Source organism: Streptomyces sp. NPDC026417, assembly GCF_055567695.1.
This window is the reverse complement of the sequence record NZ_JBVHPY010000004.1, coordinates 67428-82923: the sequence shown is the minus strand read 5'-3', so window position 1 is coordinate 82923 and position 15496 is coordinate 67428. Positions and strand designations below refer to the sequence as shown.

Below are 15496 nucleotides of genomic sequence, written 5' to 3'. Positions count from 1 at the left end.
CTCTTTCCTTGATTTTTTTCTGGGCCTTTGGGGGAAGCTCCCCCCACACAAACAACACCACCACCCCCCCCCCCCCCCCCCCCCACCCCCCCCCCCCCCCCCCCTGCCCCGACGAGGACTCAGAGCCTCATGGAACGAGGCACGACGTCACTTGTTGATGCAGGTGTTGCCGAAGGCGGGGTTCAGCAGCCCGATCACGGAGACCGTGTTGCCGCAGACGTTCACCGGGATGTGAACGGGAACCTGGACAACGTTGCCGGACAGGACACCGGGGGAGTTCACAGCGGCACCCTGGGCGCCCGAGTCGGCGGCAGCCAGGCCCGCACCGGCGAGAACCAGACCACTGGTGGCAACCGCGGCGGCGACGATCTTCTTGATCATTATTCCTCCTCGTAGACAAATGCGACCCCAGCTTCGGGTCACACCACCTGTAACGAGGAGGGAGTAATCGAGCTACGAGCTTATGGTCGCATTCACTCTTCTCAGTCGGCTCCGCACGCGCTGGCGATTATTGGAGTGTCGTTTTACCTGCGCAATCCACCTCACGGTCGTCGCGGGATCCGGGCGGGCCCTCAGGACGCGTCGATGAAGCGGTCCAGCACGCGCACGCCGAACCGCAGGGCGTCCACGGGCACCCGCTCGTCGACCCCGTGGAACATGCCCGCGAAGTCCAGCTCCGGCGGCAGCTTCAGCGGGGCGAAGCCGAAGCAGCGGATGCCGAGGTCGGCGAAGGACTTGGCGTCGGTGCCCGCGGAGAGCATGTACGGGACGGCGCGCGCGATCGGGTCCTCGGCGGACAGCGCGGTCTGCATGGCGTCGACGAGCGCCCCGTCGAAGGTGGTCTCCAGCGCCTTGTCCGCGTGCACGTCCTCGCGCTTGACCCGCGGGCCGAGGATCCGGTCCAGGTCGGCGAGGAACTCGTCCTCGTACCCCGGCAGGTAGCGGCCGTCGACGTGCGCGGTGGCCTGCCCGGGGATCACGTTGACCTTGTATCCGGCGCCGAGCTGGGTCGGGTTGGCGGTGTTCTGCAGGGAGGCGCCGATCAGCTTGGCGATGCCGCCGAGCTTCGCGAGCGTCGCGTCCATGTCCTCCGGGTCGAGCTCGGTGCCGAGTGCGTCGCCGAGTTCGTCGAGGAAGTGCCGCAGCGTCTTGGTCACCCGCACCGGGAACTTGTGCCGGCCGAGCCGCCCCACCGCCTCCGACAGCTCCGTGATGGCGTTGTCGCGGTGGATCATCGAACCGTGGCCCGCGGTGCCGTCCACGGTCAGCTTCATCCAGTGCATGCCCTTCTGGGCCGTCTCGACGAGGTAGAGCCGCAGGTTCTCGTTGACCGTGAACGAGAACCCGCCGACCTCGCCGATGGCCTCCGTGACCCCTTCGAAGAGGCCGGGGTGCTTGTCGACCAGGTGCCGCGCGCCCCAGGTGCCGCCCGCCTCCTCGTCGGCGAGGAAGGCCAGCACGATGTCCCGCGGGGGCTTGCGCCCGGTGCGCAGCCGGTCGCGCACGACCGCGAGGGTCATCGCGTCCATGTCCTTCATGTCGACCGCACCGCGGCCCCAGACGCAGCCGTCCGCGATCTCCCCGGAGAACGGGTGGTGGGTCCAGTCCTCGGCGTTGGCCGGTACGACGTCCGTGTGGCCGTGGATGAGCAGCGCGGGCCGCGAGGGGTCCTCCCCCTCGATGCGCGCCACCGTGGAGGCACGGCCCTGGTGCGACTCGAAGATCTGCGGTTCGAGCCCCACCTCGGCGAGCTTCTCGGCGATGTACTCGGCGGCCTTGCGCTCGCCGGGCCCGGAGTGGTCTCCGTAGTTGCTGGTGTCCATCCGGATCAGCTCGCGACAGAGGTCGACGACCTCGTCCTCGCCAGAGACACCCCTGGCCGTGTTCGACTCGCTCACGGTGCTTCCTCCCACTGTCACTGCTGGTGGTCCCCCTCATCCTCTCTCCGGCACCCCGCCCACCCCAAGGCCGGGCCCGGCCCGTCACACGTCGTTCACGCCCGAAAGGGGTGTGATCAGGCGCCCCCGGAAGCCTGGTAATGTTTCCTCTGTCGCCGCGAGGGAAACCCCGCGCGACAGACACCTTGTCCGGGTGGCGGAATGGCAGACGCGCTAGCTTGAGGTGCTAGTGCCCTTTATCGGGCGTGGGGGTTCAAGTCCCCCCTCGGACACATCGAAGAGCGAGGCCGTGACCCCCGGGTCACGGCCTCGCTCGTTGTGTGCGGACGCGACGCCGCGGACCGGCCGGCACGACACAATGGGGGCCATGATCACGCCTTCCTGCCCGTGCGGACTCCCCCTGCCGTATGCCGCGTGCTGTGGCCGCTTCCACCGCGGGGAGGCCGCGGCGCCCACCGCGGAGGCGCTGATGCGGTCGCGGTACAGCGCCTTCGTGAAGCGCGACGAGGGCTACCTGCTGCGGACCTGGCATCCGGGGACGCGACCGCCGCGGGTGGAGTTCGAGCCGGGGATGCGGTGGACGGGACTGGAGATCCTGGAGACGGGCGAGGGGTCCGCGTTCCACTCCTCGGGAACCGTGACGTTCCGGGCGGGTTACGCCGGAGGCGTGCTGCACGAGCGCAGCCGGTTCGTACGGGTCGACGGGGCCTGGGTCTACGTCGACGGGGACTTCGTGGAGTGACCGCCCGGGGAGGACCGGCCGCGGTCAGGGGGCCAGGATGTCGAGTTCCTCCAGGGCGCCGACGGCGATCTGGCGGGTGAGTTCCTCGGCGCGGGCGGCGTCGCCGGCCCGGACCGCCTCGGCGACCCGGACGTGCAGGGTGACGGCGGCGGGGTCGGGGTCCTCGAACATGACCTCGTGGTGGGTTCGGCCCGCGAGGACCTCCGCGACGACGTCGCCGAGCCGGGCGAACATCTCGTTGCCCGATGCGTCGAGGATGACGCGGTGGAAGGCGACGTCGTGGACGAGGTAGCCCTCCAGCTGCCCGCCGCGTGACGTGGCGACCATGCCGAGGGCGCATTCGGTGAGTTCGGCGCACTGCTCGGCCGTGGCGTGCCGCGCGGCCAGGCCCGCGGCGACGGGCTCCACGGCGGAGCGCAGCACGGTGAGCGAGCGGAGCTGGTGCGGGCGGTCGGCTCCCGCCAGCCGCCAGCGGATGACCTGCGGGTCGTAGACGTTCCACTCGGCCTTGGGCCGGACCGTGACACCGACCCGGCGGCGGGACTCCACGAGGTACATGGATTCGAGGACGCGCACCGCCTCGCGCATCACGGAGCGCGACACCTCGAAGCGCTGCGCCAGTTCGTCCGTGCGCAGAACGCTTCCGGGCGGGTAGTCGCCTGCCGTGATGGCCGGCCCGAGGGTGTCCAGTACGTGTCCGTGCAGTCCCCGGCCCCGTGTGCTCATGGGGCCAGCGTACGAGGACTGGGGCCCTGCGAAAAAGTCAGACTTATATGTCACAGACTCTTGAATTAGTCGTACCTAATGGGTTTCAGTGTCGTCGACATCAGGTGTCGACGAAGACAGCGAGAGCATGATGCAGCAGACGCGTACCCCCCACGTGGTCGTGGTGATGGGCGTGGCGGGCACCGGCAAGACGACCATCGGTCCCCTGCTCGCCGACCGGCTCGGCGTTCCCTACGCCGAGGGCGACGACTTCCACCCGCAGGCCAACATCGCCAAGATGACGGCCGGGACGCCGCTGACCGACGACGACCGGTGGCCGTGGCTGGACGCCATCGGCGCCTGGGCGCACGGCCGTGCCGGGCTCGGCGGGGTCGTCAGCAGCTCGGCGCTCAAGCGGAGCTACCGCGACCGGCTCCGGGCCGCGGCGCCCGATGTCGTCTTCGTCCACCTCTCGGGCAGTCGCGCCCTCATCGAGGACCGGATGTCGCACCGTCGGGGGCACTTCATGCCCACCGCGCTGCTGGACTCCCAGTTCGCCACCCTTCAGCCGCTCCAGGCGGACGAGAGGGGCGTCGAGGTGGACGTCGCCGGCAGCCCGGAGGAGATCACCGCACGGGCCGTGGCCGCTCTGCACGGTCTGTCCGAGCCCCCGCAGTAGGTCCCCCGGGGCTTCGCGGAGCCGCAGCCCCGACCCACTCCCCGTCCGTCCCGTACACACAAGGGAAGCACCGTGACCAGACTCAGCGTCGAGATGCTGGCAGCGGACGCCGTCGAGCCGATCACCTCGGCGGGCCATGCCCGGCTGGGCATCGCCGTCCTGGCCGGCATCGCCGTCATCGTCCTGCTCATCACGAAGTTCAAGCTGCACGCCTTTCTGGCCCTGACCATCGGCTCGCTCGCGCTGGGCGCGTTCGCCGGGGCTCCGCTCGACAAGACCATCCTCAGCTTCACCGCGGGGCTCGGCTCGACCGTCGCCGGTGTGGGTGTCCTCATCGCGCTCGGCGCGATTCTCGGCAAGCTGCTCGCCGACTCGGGCGGCGCCGACCAGATCGTCGACACGATCCTCGCCAAGGCGGGCGGCCGTGCCATGCCGTGGGCGATGGTGCTGATCGCGTCCGTGATCGGCCTGCCGCTGTTCTTCGAGGTCGGCATCGTCCTGCTGATCCCGGTCGTGCTGATGGTCGCCAAGCGGGGCAACTACTCGCTGATGCGCATCGGGATCCCGGCCCTCGCCGGTCTGTCCGTGATGCACGGCCTGATACCTCCGCACCCCGGTCCGCTGGTCGCGATCGACGCCGTGAAGGCCAACCTCGGGGTCACCCTGGCGCTCGGTGTCCTGGTGGCGATCCCGACGGTGATCATCGCGGGCCCCGTCTTCTCGAAGTACGCGGCCCGCTGGGTGGACGTCCCGGCCCCGGACCGCATGATCCCCGCCCGTGCCTCCGAGGACCTGGAGAAGCGCCCCGGGTTCGGCGCCACGCTCTTCACCATGCTGCTGCCGGTCGGGCTGATGCTGGCCAAGGCGCTCGTGGACATCGTCGTCGACGATCCCGAGCACATGGTCCAGCGCGTGTTCGACGTCGCCGGTTCGCCGCTGATCGCGCTGCTCGCGGCGGTCATCGTCGGGATGTTCACGCTGGGCCGGGCCGCCGGGTTCACCCGGGAGCGGCTGTCGACGACCGTGGAGAAGTCCCTCGCCCCGATCGCCGGCATCCTGCTGATCGTCGGAGCGGGCGGCGGATTCAAGCAGACGCTGATCGACTGCGGCGTGGGCCAGATGATCCTGGACATCTCCGAGGACTGGTCGATCCCCGCACTGCTGCTGGCCTGGCTGATCGCGGTGGCGATCCGGCTCGCGACCGGTTCGGCGACCGTGGCCACCATCTCGGCGGCCGGTCTCGTCGCCCCCCTCGCCGCGGACATGTCCACCACGCACGCCTCCCTGCTGGTGCTGGCGATCGGCGCGGGCTCGCTCTTCTTCAGCCACGTCAACGACGCCGGGTTCTGGCTGGTCAAGGAGTACTTCGGGCTGAGCGTCGGCCAGACGGTCAAGACCTGGTCGGTGATGGAGACCATCATCTCCGTGGTCGCCGGCGGTCTGGTCCTGCTGCTGTCCCTCGTGATCTAGCCCGGGAGCACGGCGAGGGCTCGCCCCCTCCCCGGCACCACCGCCCCCTCCCGGGCGCCACGGGCGTCCGGGAGGGGGCGGTCGCGTCTGCCGCTCCGTACGCGGCCGCCCAGGGCTCGCTCAGGACCACGGACGCCAGAGCGAGTGCTCCCGCTCCGCCCACTCCCTGCTGACCGAGCCCGTGCGCAGGCCCCGGCGGGCCTCCGGATCCGCGAGCGCCATCCCGATGTGACCGGCGAGGACGATGCCGACGGTCAGCGCGAGCCAGTCGTGCACGAAGGTCGCCGAGGTGCGCCATACGAGGGGGGTGAGGTGGGTGAACCACATCAGCAGCCCGGTGCCCAGCATCACCAGGCTCGCGCCGGCGATCCAGGCGGCGTAGGTCTTCTGACCGGCGTTGAACTTGCCCGCGGGCCGGTCGGCCCGGCGGGTGCCGCGGCGCAGCGCGGCGCGCAGCCAGGCTCCGTCGTGCGGACCCCAGCGGTTGAGCCGGCGCAGGTCCGCGCGGAAGGCCCGCGAGACCAGTCCCGCCAGGACCGGGACGGGCAGCAGCAGGCCCGCCCACTCGTGTACCCGGACCACGAGTTCACGCCGGCCGACGAGTTCGGCGAGCATCGGCAGGTAGAGGCAGGCCGCGGTCACCACGCACACGCCCATCAGGGCGCCCGTCGTGCGGTGGATCCAGCGTTCGGCGGGAGTGAAGCGCCGTACGCGCGCGGGGCGGGCCGGGGCGTCAGCCGGTGGGTTCATCGTCGCGTCCGTTGGAGCGGCCGACCCAGGCGTCGACGTCGTAGCCGCGCTTCTCCCAGTACCCGGGACGGACGTCCTCGGTGACGGTGATGCCGGAGAGCCATTTGGCGGACTTGTAGAAGTACATCGGCGCCACGTACAGGCGGACCGGCCCGCCGTGGTGATGGCCGAGGTCCTTGTCCTGCATGCGCAGCGCCACCATGACGTCCCGGCGGCGGGCCTGGTCGAGCGTGAGGCTCTCGGAGTAGGCCCCGTCGAAGCAGGTGAAGCGGACCGCGCCGGCCGAGGGGCGTACTCCGGCGGCGTCCAGGAGCCGGGACAGGCGCACTCCCTCGAAGGGGGTGGCCGGCACCCGCCATCCGGTGACGCACTGGACGTCGTGGACGAGCCGGGTCTGCGGTAGGGCGCGCAGTTCGGCCAGGGTGAGGCGCAGGGGGCGGTCGACGAGACCGTCGACGGTGAGGCGGTAGTCCGACGCGGTCTTGTGCGGGACCGACGAGGTGACCGAGTAGTAGCGGAAGCCGCCGCCGTTGGGCAGGAGCCCGGTCAGGCCGGTGGGGTCCTTGTCGGCGGCGTCGCCGAGGAAGCCCTCCAGGCCGCGCTGGAGACCGGGCGCGGCCACCACGCCGAGGGCGCCGAGGCCGAGGGTGCCGAGCAGGACCCGCCGGCCGATGGGCCGGCCCTGCTCTTCGGGCCGTTCTGAGTTCACTCCTCGATTCGAACACCCGCGACCCCTTCGGGGCCAGGGGCCACGGGTGCCCGTCAGAATTCCGTAACCACTCCCCGGACCGTGGTCAGGAGGGCGTCCCGGCCGCCTTGTCCAGTTGGAACGCCTCGTTGCCCAGTCCGATCCGGGCGTGGGCCTCGGGCCTGCGGGAGCGCAGGACGAGCCCCTGGACCAGGCCGACGACCAGGGCGGCCCCGATGACGGCGGGCAGCACCCAGTTCAGCGAGGAGTCCGGTCCGGCGCCGACGAGGACGTCGAAGTCCTTGATCGTGTAACCGGCGATGACGAGCAGGGCGAGGCCCGCCAGCACGGAGGTGACCAGGCGCCACGCCTGGGCACGGGCGGCGCCGCGGCGGGCGAAGAACACGACAACCGAGAAGGAGGCGGCGGCCATCAGCAGGATGACGCCGAGCGCGCCGACGTTGCCGCCCCAGGTGAACAGGTGCAGGACCGGCGCGGTCGGGTCGCCGTTGGGCTTGTCGTCGGCCAGCGCGAAGGCACCGACGATCAGCACCGACACGGCCGTCTGCAGGAGGGATCCGGTGCCGGGGGCGCCGCTGGCGCCGGTGGTGCGCCCGAAGGCGGCCGGCAGCAGTCCTTCGCGGCCCATGGCGAAGGCGTACCGCGCGACGACGTTGTGGAAGCTGAGCATCGCGGCGAACATGCCGGTCACGAACAGGACGTGCAGGACATCGGTGAAGGTGGTGCCGAGCCTCGGTTCGGTGAGGAAGAACAGCAGCCCGGCGCTCTGCTTCTGGGCGGCCGGCACGATCGCGGAGGGTCCTGCCGCGACCGTGAGCGCCCAGGAGCTGATCGCGAAGAACACGGCGACGAAGGCGATCGCCAGGAACATCACCCGCGGTACGAGGATGTGCGGGCGGCTGGTCTCCTCGGCGTACACGGGTGCCTGTTCGAAGCCGGTGAAGGCGGCAATGCAGAAGCACAGGGCGGTGCCGACGCCGGCGCCGGTGAGCGTGTCGGGGTTGAAGGCGTGCAGCGACAGGCCCTCCCGGGCGGGGTCGGCGACGGCCGCGATGTCGAAGATGACCACCAGCGCGACCTCGATCAGCAGCAGGACGCCCAGGACGCGGGCGTTCACGTCGATCTTCAGCCAGGCGAGCGCGCCGACGACCAGCACCGACAGCAGCGCCGGTATCCACCAGGCGACGTCGAGGTCGAGGTAGGTGGCGCACAGGCCGGACACCTCGAAGCCGAAGATGCCGTAGATGCCGACCTGGAGCGCGCTGTACGCGACGAGGGCGACGAGCGCGGCCCCGGCGCCGGCGGTGCCGCCGAGCCCGCGGGAGATGTACGCGTAGAAGGCGCCCGCGTTGTGCACGTGGCGGCTCATCTCGGCGTAGCCGATGGAGAAGAGGGCCAGCACCACGCCGAGGATGACGAAGAGCAGTGGCTGCCCGACGATCCGCATCACCCCGAATGTGGTGGGCATGACACCCGCGACCACCATGAGGGGCGCGGTCGCCGCCAGGACGGAGAGCAGCAGGCCCGCCGTGCCGAGCCGGTCGGCGCGCAGGGCGCGGTCCTGTCCCTTGAACGTGCTGATGCCGGATCCGGCGGTGGGTCTGCTGCTCTCACTCGTGCTCGAACTGCCCGTCGTCATGGCGGGGTCGTCCTCTCAGGTGGTGGGCGGATCAGGCCGTGCCCAGGGCGCTGTCGCGTGCGGCACGGAAGGCTTTGTACGGGTCGCGGTCGGGGTACGACCAGGGCGCCGGGGTGGCGTGCGGCCCGATGCGGTGGAAGAGGGCGGCCGCCTCGGCGCCCCGGCCCTCGCAGGACTTCGCGTGGGCGAGGAAGTTGAGGTCGACGTGGCGGCGGGGGTGGTCGTCGTGCTCCCACTCCAGCCACCAGTCGAAGGCGGACTTCATGACCTGCCGGGCCCGGCGGCCCACCCAGTGCCCGGAGGCGGCCGGGTCGGCCGGCTCCAGTCCCGCGGTGGCCAGCACCCGGTACCGCTCGGCGTGTGCGACCACCGGGAGGATGGCGAGGGGCGAATCGGCGGGCGCCTGTTCCGCGGCCCAGTTGGCGAAGTCGTACACCTCGTGCAGCGGGTCCTGGCCGGCGTCCGCGCGGCGCTCGGCGAGACGCGCGACCATCAGATGGTGCGCGTGGTGGTGGTCGGGGTGGCGGTGGCGGACCTCGTCGAAGAGCCGGACGACGTCCTCCTCGCTGCCGATCGCCCGCTCCAGCATCAGCAGCCCGAGCCAGGGCGTGGGGTCGGCGGGCGCCGGCGCGGCCGCGGCGCGACAGGCGTCCCGGGCCCGTTCGGGGCGCTCCTTGCCGTCCAGCGCCCGCTGCACGGTTGCCAGGGCGAGGAGGGCGGAGGCGCTGGTCGACTCCGGTTCGACGAGCAGCCAGTCACGGGCCCAGGTGAGGGCGGACGGCTCCTGGGCGAGGACGGCGACCCGGTGCCCGCGGCGGTCCCAGTCGTCCCCGGTGGAGGCCAGCAGCGCGCGGACACCCGCCCACCGGCCCTGGGCCAACGCGGCGCGGGCGGTGACCAGTTCGGCATCGTCGAGTGCGGCGTCGAAGACGTGGATCGCGCGCTTGCGGCCGCGTCCGAGAGGTGGCGGGGGTGGGGGCACCGCGGGCGGTCCTTACGCGGGTGGTCCAGACAGAACGGGGCCCGTCGGGGCCTGATCACGCAAAGCAAACCCTCAGCCAATGGTTGGCGTCAAGGGCCGCCCGGATTGCTACACGTGTCAACTGTCCCCGGGTACCGCGGGGTTGACCCCGCGGTACTCGATCTCCACCCCGAAGCAGCTGCCCCGGACGGAACGGCCGTGCGCCGGAGGGGATCGACCTGCCCCGGCGCGGCCGCGTTCAGCTCACCGCCTCCGCCGCCGCACGCCCCGCCGTACGCCCGGAGAACAGGCAGCCGCCGAGGAAGGTGCCCTCCAGGGAGCGGTACCCGTGCACTCCGCCGCCGCCGAAACCGGCGGCCTCCCCCGCCGCGTACACACCGGCCAGCGGGTCACCGCCCTCGGTCAGCACCCGCGAGGAGAGGTCGGTCTCCAGGCCGCCGAGGGTCTTGCGGGTGAGGATGTTCAGCCGCACGGCGATCAGCGGCCCCGCCCCGGGGTCGAGGATGCGGTGCGGGGGCGCCGTCCGGATCAGTTTGTCCCCGAGGTACCTGCGGGCCCCGTGGATCGCGGTCACCTGGAGGTCCTTGGTGAACGGGTTGGCGATCTCCCGGTCCCGCGCGACGATCTCCCGGCGCAGCGCCTCCTCGTCGACGAGCGGCTCCTTCGTGAGGGCGTTCATGCCCCGCACGAGCGCACTCAGGTCCTTCTCCACCACGAAGTCGACGCCGTTCTCCATGAACGCCCGGACCGGTGCGGGCACGTCGGCGCGGGCCCTTTCGAGGACCCCACGGACGGACTTCCCCGTCAGGTCGGGGTTCTGCTCCGAGCCCGAGAGCGCGAACTCCTTGCCGATGATCTTCTGGTCGAGCACGAACCACGTGTAGTCGTACCCGGTCCGCATGATGTGTTCGAGCGTGCCGAGGGTGTCGAAGCCGGGGAAGAGCGGTACGGGCAGCCGGTTGCCCCGGGCGTCCAGCCAGAGCGAGGACGGGCCGGGCAGGATGCGGATCCCGTGGTTCTCCCAGACCGGGTTCCAGTTCTGGATGCCCTCGGTGTAGTGCCACATGCGGTCGCGGTTGATGAGGTGCGCGCCCGCCTCCTCGGCGATCGCGAGCATCTTGCCGTCCACGTGCGCGGGCACACCGGCGACCATCCGCTCGGGCGGGCTGCCCAGCCGCTCGGGCCAGTTGGCGCGGACGAGGTCGTGGTCGCCGCCGATGCCGCCGGAGGTGACGATCACCGCCTGGGCCCTGAGCTCGAACGCACCGGTGACCGTGCGGCTGCTGGCCTGGCCGCGCTCGATGCCGGACGGCTCCAGGATCTCGCCGGTGACCGTGTCGACGGCGCCCGCGCTGCGGGTCAGGCCGGTGACCCGGTGGCGGAACCTGAGCTGCACCAGGCCGCGGGCGACCCCGGCGCGCACCCGGCGCTCGAAGGGTGCGACGAGGCCGGGCCCGGTGCCCCAGGTGATGTGGAAGCGCGGCACCGAGTTGCCGTGCCCGTTGGCGTCGTAGCCGCCGCGCTCGGCCCAGCCGACCACGGGGAAGAAGCGGACGCCCTGCCGGTGCAGCCAGGACCGCTTCTCACCCGCGGCGAAGTCCACGTACGCCTCGGCCCAGCGGCGCGGCCAGTGGTCCTCGGGGCGGTCGAAGCCGGCCGTGCCCATCCAGTCCTGGAGCGCCAGTGCGTGGCTGTCCTTGATCCGCATCCGGCGCTGCTCGGGCGAGTTCACGAAGAACAGGCCGCCGAACGACCAGTGCGCCTGGCCGCCGATCGACTGCTCGGGCTCCTGGTCGAGGAGGATCACCCGGCGGCCGGCATCGACGAGCTCCGCGGTCGCCGCCAGCCCCGCGAGGCCCGCTCCGATCACGATCACGTCTGCGTCGTAGGCCATGTGCGCGTCCTCTCGGCATGCCGCCCGGTCGGCTCGGCGCCCGCACGGGACAGCGGCTCGTCGCCGGTTGGTGAGACAGTGGTAACAGTCGACCAGGGCCCGAAGGCATTGTTACTGGTCGGTCAGATCCTTCGGCAGATGGCTGACCGAGTCAACTGCCCGGTTCCGGGTTCTCCCGAGGGCGGGTCGGAGTCCGGGAGGCTACAGTCGGCGGGATACGCACCCCGTGGCCCGCCGAGTTATCGAGGTACGCAGCGTGTCGGTTCTGGTTCTGGTCCTCTCCGTGAGTGCGGCCTGCTGTCTGGGCTTCGGATTCGTACTCCAGCAGAAGGCCGCCTCGCACGCGCCGCTCAGCGACTTCCTCTCCCCCCGGCTGCTGCTCGACCTCATCCGCGTGCCCACCTGGCTGGGCGGTATCGGCCTCATGGTGGTCGGCATGGCGCTCGGCGCGGTCGCACTGGGCCGCGGCGAGCTGTCCCTGGTGGAACCGCTGCTCGCCACCAACCTGCTCTTCGCGCTCGCGCTCTCGCGCCACCAGACCAAACAGCCGCTGGGCCGGCAGGGCTGGGCGGGACTCGCGCTGCTCGCCGGCGGGGTCACCGCGTTCATCGTGGCAGGCCAGCCGACGGGCGGCGACGCGATCACCGACCCGCTGCGGCACTGGCTGATCATGGGGATCATGATCGGGGTGGCGCTGCTGCTCACCGCATACGCGAAGCGGTCCCGGCTCAGCTCGGCGCCGGTGCTGCTGGCCACGGCCGCCGGACTGCTGTACGGCGTGCAGGACGCGCTGACCCGGGTCTGCGGGGAGCGCTTCTCGGATGGCGGGTGGTCCGAGCTGCTCACCGGATGGCAGCCGTACGGCGTGCTGGTGCTCGGCGTCACGGGGCTGCTGCTGGTCCAGAGCGCCTTCGAGACGGGGCCGCTGCGGATGTCGCTGCCCGCGCTGACCGCCGCCCAGCCGCTGGCCGGGATCGTCTGCGGCGTGGGTTTCCTCGGGGACCGGTTGCGCACGGACACGGGCGCGCTGGCCTGGCAGGCGTCCGGACTCGCGGCCGTGGTGGCCGGCATCGTGCTGCTGGGGCTGCATCCGGCGATGCCCCAGGGATCCTCGGACGCCGAGCGGGCACGGGACCTGCAGCCGCGCTGAGCACCTCGGGTCCGCCCCGCCCGTCGCGCGTCCGGGGCTGCTTGGATGGAGTCATGAGCGCCGCCGACGAGATCCTCGACATCGTGGACGAGAACGACCGCGTCATCGGGCAGCGCCCGCGCGGAGAGGTGTACGCGCACGGCCTGCGCCACCGCTGCGTGTTCGTCCGGGCCCGGGACGCCGAGGGCCGGATCTTCGTCCACCGCCGCACCGCGACCAAGCTGGTCTTCCCCTCGCTGTACGACATGTTCGTCGGCGGGGTCGTCGGCGCCGGCGAGAGTTACGACGACGCGGCCCTGCGGGAGGCCGAGGAGGAGCTCGGCGTCCGGGGCCTCCCCCGCCCGCGCCACCTCTTCACGTTCCTGTACGACAACGGCTCCGGGCTGAGCTGGTGGTCGGCGGTGTACGAGGTGACGTGCGACCTGCCCGTGCGCCCCCAGGTCGAGGAAGTCGCCTGGCACGACTTCCTGCCCGAGGACGAGGTGGAGCGGCGCCTGACGGACTGGACCTGGGTCCCGGACGGCCTGGCCGCGTACGAGCGTCTGAAGGCCCACGGGCCGACCGGCTGACCTGCCCCCGGGCCCGCCCGGGCGCTCCCCTCGGCCTCCCGCTCGGTGCGTCGGCGGCCGCCTAGTAGGGTCCCTGGCGTGATCGAATTCGTACGGAACGTCCGGCTGTGGTTCGCACCCCAGGAGATCCGCGAGGAGGGCGGGACACCCGACTACCGGTTCTCGCTGGCCAACGAGCGGACCTTTCTGGCGTGGCTGCGCACCGCACTGGCGCTGATCGGCGGCGGGTTCGCCGTGGACCAGTTCCTGCCGGACCTGCGGTGGGGGTGGCGGGTCGGGCTCGCCCTCGCGCTGCTGGGGGCGGGCGTGCTGTGCTCGCTGCGGGCGGTGAACCACTGGGTGCGCTGCGAGCGCGCCATGCGCCGGGGCGAGGACCTGCCGGTGTCCCGCTTTCCCGCGCTGCTGGGCATCACCGTCGCGTTCGTCGCCGTCGCGATGGTGGTCGTCGTCCTGGTCGGCTGGGAAGGGTGACCGCGCCCGCCGCCCGGGAGCGGGACCCGGGACTGCAGCCGGAGCGCACGCGGCTGGCCTGGCGGCGCACCACCCTGTCGGCCACCGCCGCCGCGGTGCTCGCTGTGAAGACGACCCTGCACGGCGGGCCGACGCCCCTCGCCCTCGTGGCCTGCGCACTGTGCTGTGCGCTCTGGCTGGGCTTCCTGGCCGTCGCCCACCGCCGCATCCGCGTTCTCGCCGCGTATTCCGGACGCCCGGCGGGGCTCACCTCCCGGGACGCGACCGTGGCCACCCTGTGCACGGTGGCCCTCGCGGCGTGCGCCGTCGCCCTGGTCTTCTGACCACCGGGCCACCGAGCCCGCCCGGCAGCTCGCTCAGTCGACCGTGACCACGATCTTTCCGCGGGTGCGCCCCTCCTCGTTGCGGCGGTGGGCCTCGGCCGCGCGTTCCAGCGGGAACGTCTCGGAGACGTGGACCGAGAGGACGCCCTGCTCGGCCAGTTCGGACAGGTGCCGCAGGTCGTCCGCGTCGGGGCGGACGAAGTAGTAGCGCCCGCCGTGACCGACGACGGCCGGGTCGGCGATGGACGCCAGCCGGCCCCCGGGTGCCAGCAGCTCCGCCGAGGCGGTGAGCGTGTCGCCGCCGACGGTGTCGAAGACGGCGTCGACGCCCCGGGGCGCGAGGGCCCGCACCCGGTCCGCCAGTCCCTCGCCGTAGGCGACCGGGTCGCCGCCCAGCGAGCGGACGTAGTCGTGGTTGCCCTCGCTCGCCGTGCCGATCACGCGGGCTCCCAGGTGGCGGGCGAGCTGGACCGCGGCCGACCCCACGCCGCCCGCGGCCGCGTGCACGAGGACGACGTCCCCCTCCCGTACTCCGAGCACGTCGACGAGCACCTGGTGCGCGGTCAGGCCCACCAGCGGCAGGCCCGCCGCCTGCTCGAAGGAGAGGTTGCGGGGCTTGCGGGCGAGGGTGCGCACGGGCGCCGCCACGTACTCGGCGAAGGTGCCGCGCGAGAGGAAGTCCTCGCGCACGTAGCCGATGACCTCGTCGCCCTCCTCGAACTCGGCCACCGCGGCCCCCGGACGGACCACCACGCCCGCCACGTCCCAGCCGGGGACGACCGGGAAGACGGGCTCCAGGAGTCCGTCCAGATGGCCCTCACGGCATTTCCAGTCCACGGGGTTCACCGAGGCCGCACGGACCCTCACCAGGACCGAGTCGGGGCCGACGCGGGGGTCGCGCACCTCCCCGTACTCCAGGACCTCCGGGCCGCCGTAGCGGCTGTAACTGATCGCCTTCATGCCCTCGACCCTCCGGGCTGCCCGTGCGACGCGCAAACCGAGGCGGACGAATCACGCCACGCGAGGGGGGTTTGCGTTGTTTCGTACCGATAGCCTGAACCGTCATTCCACGCCACGTCGAAGGTGAGCACCATGACCACCCTCCACCAGGAGCACCCCGCTCACGAGCACATCCACGGACCGGCCTGCGGCCACCGCGAGGTGCCGCACGGAGACCACGTCGACTATCTGCACGACGGGCACCTGCACCGCGAGCACGGCGGCCACTGGGACGAGTGCGAGCCGGGCGCACACACGGCGCACGTGGGGCACGAGCACCGGCACGGCGAGGACTGCGGGCACCAGCGGGTCCAGCACGGCGACCACGTCGACTACCTGCACGACGGACACCGGCACGCCGAGCACGACGGGCACTGGGACGACCACTAGGCGGTGTCGCACCGATCGGTCCGATCGGCGTCTCCCCGGCCCGCGCGGGCCGGGGAGACGCCGATCACGTTTTGCGCGGGCACTGGACGACATACCGACCGGTCGGCATCATGTGTGACGTCCTGT

17 protein-coding genes and 1 tRNA gene are annotated in these 15496 nt (G+C 71.9%); 9 read left to right on the top strand and 9 right to left on the bottom strand.

Annotated features, from left to right (window positions below):
• Positions 1–147: 147 nt before the first annotated feature.
• Both chpH and ACZ4NT_RS08015 read right to left on the bottom strand, forming a co-directional pair.
• A complete protein-coding gene (gene chpH, locus ACZ4NT_RS08020; RefSeq protein WP_121404122.1) occupies positions 148–381 on the bottom strand; it encodes a chaplin ChpH in 234 nt (77 codons plus the stop codon).
• Positions 382–572: 191 nt separating this feature from the next.
• Positions 573–1898: a M20/M25/M40 family metallo-hydrolase gene (locus ACZ4NT_RS08015; protein WP_121404120.1), complete on the bottom strand. Its 1326-nt coding sequence runs from the start codon at positions 1896–1898 to the stop codon at positions 573–575.
• 187 nt (positions 1899–2085) lie between these two features.
• Here ACZ4NT_RS08015 and ACZ4NT_RS08010 point away from each other — a divergent pair.
• Both ACZ4NT_RS08010 and ACZ4NT_RS08005 read left to right on the top strand, forming a co-directional pair.
• Positions 2086–2170 (top strand) — tRNA-Leu (locus ACZ4NT_RS08010).
• A gap of 95 nt (positions 2171–2265) precedes the next feature.
• Positions 2266–2640 carry a YchJ family protein gene (locus ACZ4NT_RS08005; protein ID WP_121404813.1) on the top strand — a complete coding sequence of 125 codons (375 nt, stop codon included), beginning with the start codon at positions 2266–2268 and terminating at the stop codon, positions 2638–2640.
• A gap of 24 nt (positions 2641–2664) precedes the next feature.
• Here ACZ4NT_RS08005 and ACZ4NT_RS08000 read toward each other — a convergent pair whose 3' ends face one another.
• The gene (locus ACZ4NT_RS08000) at positions 2665–3366 is read right to left on the bottom strand and encodes a FadR/GntR family transcriptional regulator (protein WP_121404118.1); all 702 of its coding nucleotides are present in this window, start codon (positions 3364–3366) and stop codon (positions 2665–2667) included.
• A gap of 130 nt (positions 3367–3496) precedes the next feature.
• Between ACZ4NT_RS08000 and ACZ4NT_RS07995 the strand changes: the two genes are divergently transcribed.
• Together ACZ4NT_RS07995 and ACZ4NT_RS07990 are read left to right on the top strand one after the other, a co-directional pair.
• On the top strand, positions 3497–4024 hold the full coding sequence (locus ACZ4NT_RS07995) for a gluconokinase (protein ID WP_467724501.1): 528 nt from the start codon (positions 3497–3499) through the stop codon (positions 4022–4024).
• A 72-nt stretch (positions 4025–4096) separates the two neighbouring features.
• Complete coding sequence (locus ACZ4NT_RS07990; RefSeq protein ID WP_467724252.1) at positions 4097–5494, top strand: GntT/GntP/DsdX family permease; 1398 nt, start codon at positions 4097–4099, stop codon at positions 5492–5494.
• Between the two features lie 120 nt (positions 5495–5614).
• Here ACZ4NT_RS07990 and ACZ4NT_RS07985 read toward each other — a convergent pair whose 3' ends face one another.
• From ACZ4NT_RS07985 to ACZ4NT_RS07965, 5 genes are all read right to left on the bottom strand, one after another.
• Positions 5615–6244 carry a cytochrome b/b6 domain-containing protein gene (locus ACZ4NT_RS07985; protein WP_467724250.1) on the bottom strand — a complete coding sequence of 210 codons (630 nt, stop codon included), beginning with the start codon at positions 6242–6244 and terminating at the stop codon, positions 5615–5617.
• The gene (locus tag ACZ4NT_RS07980; protein ID WP_467724248.1) at positions 6228–6953 is read right to left on the bottom strand and encodes a molybdopterin-dependent oxidoreductase; all 726 of its coding nucleotides are present in this window, start codon (positions 6951–6953) and stop codon (positions 6228–6230) included. The genes ACZ4NT_RS07985 and ACZ4NT_RS07980 overlap by 17 nt, the downstream gene beginning before the upstream one ends.
• 85 nt (positions 6954–7038) lie before the next feature.
• Positions 7039–8592, bottom strand: a complete 1554-nt coding sequence (locus ACZ4NT_RS07975; RefSeq protein WP_467724246.1) for an APC family permease — start codon at positions 8590–8592, stop codon at positions 7039–7041.
• Between the two features lie 31 nt (positions 8593–8623).
• Entirely contained in the window at positions 8624–9574 is a 951-nt protein-coding gene (locus tag ACZ4NT_RS07970) for a hypothetical protein (RefSeq protein WP_467724244.1), read from the bottom strand.
• Positions 9575–9812: 238 nt separating this feature from the next.
• Complete coding sequence (locus tag ACZ4NT_RS07965; protein WP_121404106.1) at positions 9813–11468, bottom strand: FAD-binding dehydrogenase; 1656 nt, start codon at positions 11466–11468, stop codon at positions 9813–9815.
• 256 nt (positions 11469–11724) lie between these two features.
• Here ACZ4NT_RS07965 and ACZ4NT_RS07960 point away from each other — a divergent pair, with 256 nt between their 5' ends.
• The 4 genes from ACZ4NT_RS07960 to ACZ4NT_RS07945 all read left to right on the top strand — a co-directional run bounded on the left by ACZ4NT_RS07960 (position 11725) and on the right by ACZ4NT_RS07945 (position 13981).
• Complete coding sequence (locus ACZ4NT_RS07960) at positions 11725–12618, top strand: DMT family transporter (RefSeq protein ID WP_121404104.1); 894 nt, start codon at positions 11725–11727, stop codon at positions 12616–12618.
• 53 nt (positions 12619–12671) lie between these two features.
• Positions 12672–13187 carry an NUDIX domain-containing protein gene (locus ACZ4NT_RS07955; RefSeq protein WP_121404102.1) on the top strand — a complete coding sequence of 172 codons (516 nt, stop codon included), beginning with the start codon at positions 12672–12674 and terminating at the stop codon, positions 13185–13187.
• Positions 13188–13265: 78 nt separating this feature from the next.
• On the top strand, positions 13266–13658 hold the full coding sequence (locus ACZ4NT_RS07950; protein WP_121404100.1) for a DUF202 domain-containing protein: 393 nt from the start codon (positions 13266–13268) through the stop codon (positions 13656–13658).
• Complete coding sequence (locus ACZ4NT_RS07945) at positions 13655–13981, top strand: DUF202 domain-containing protein (RefSeq protein ID WP_121404098.1); 327 nt, start codon at positions 13655–13657, stop codon at positions 13979–13981. Before ACZ4NT_RS07950 ends, ACZ4NT_RS07945 begins: the two co-directional genes overlap by 4 nt.
• Before the next feature lie 33 nt (positions 13982–14014).
• Here the strand turns inward: ACZ4NT_RS07945 and ACZ4NT_RS07940 are convergent, their stop codons facing one another.
• Positions 14015–14941, bottom strand: coding sequence for an NADP-dependent oxidoreductase (locus ACZ4NT_RS07940; RefSeq protein ID WP_121404095.1), 927 nt, complete (start codon positions 14939–14941; stop codon positions 14015–14017).
• A 132-nt stretch (positions 14942–15073) separates the two neighbouring features.
• Here ACZ4NT_RS07940 and ACZ4NT_RS07935 point away from each other — a divergent pair, with 132 nt between their 5' ends.
• Positions 15074–15370 (top strand): hypothetical protein, encoded by a 297-nt coding sequence (locus tag ACZ4NT_RS07935; RefSeq protein ID WP_467724241.1) that lies wholly within the window; start codon positions 15074–15076, stop codon positions 15368–15370.
• Positions 15371–15496 lie beyond the last annotated feature (126 nt).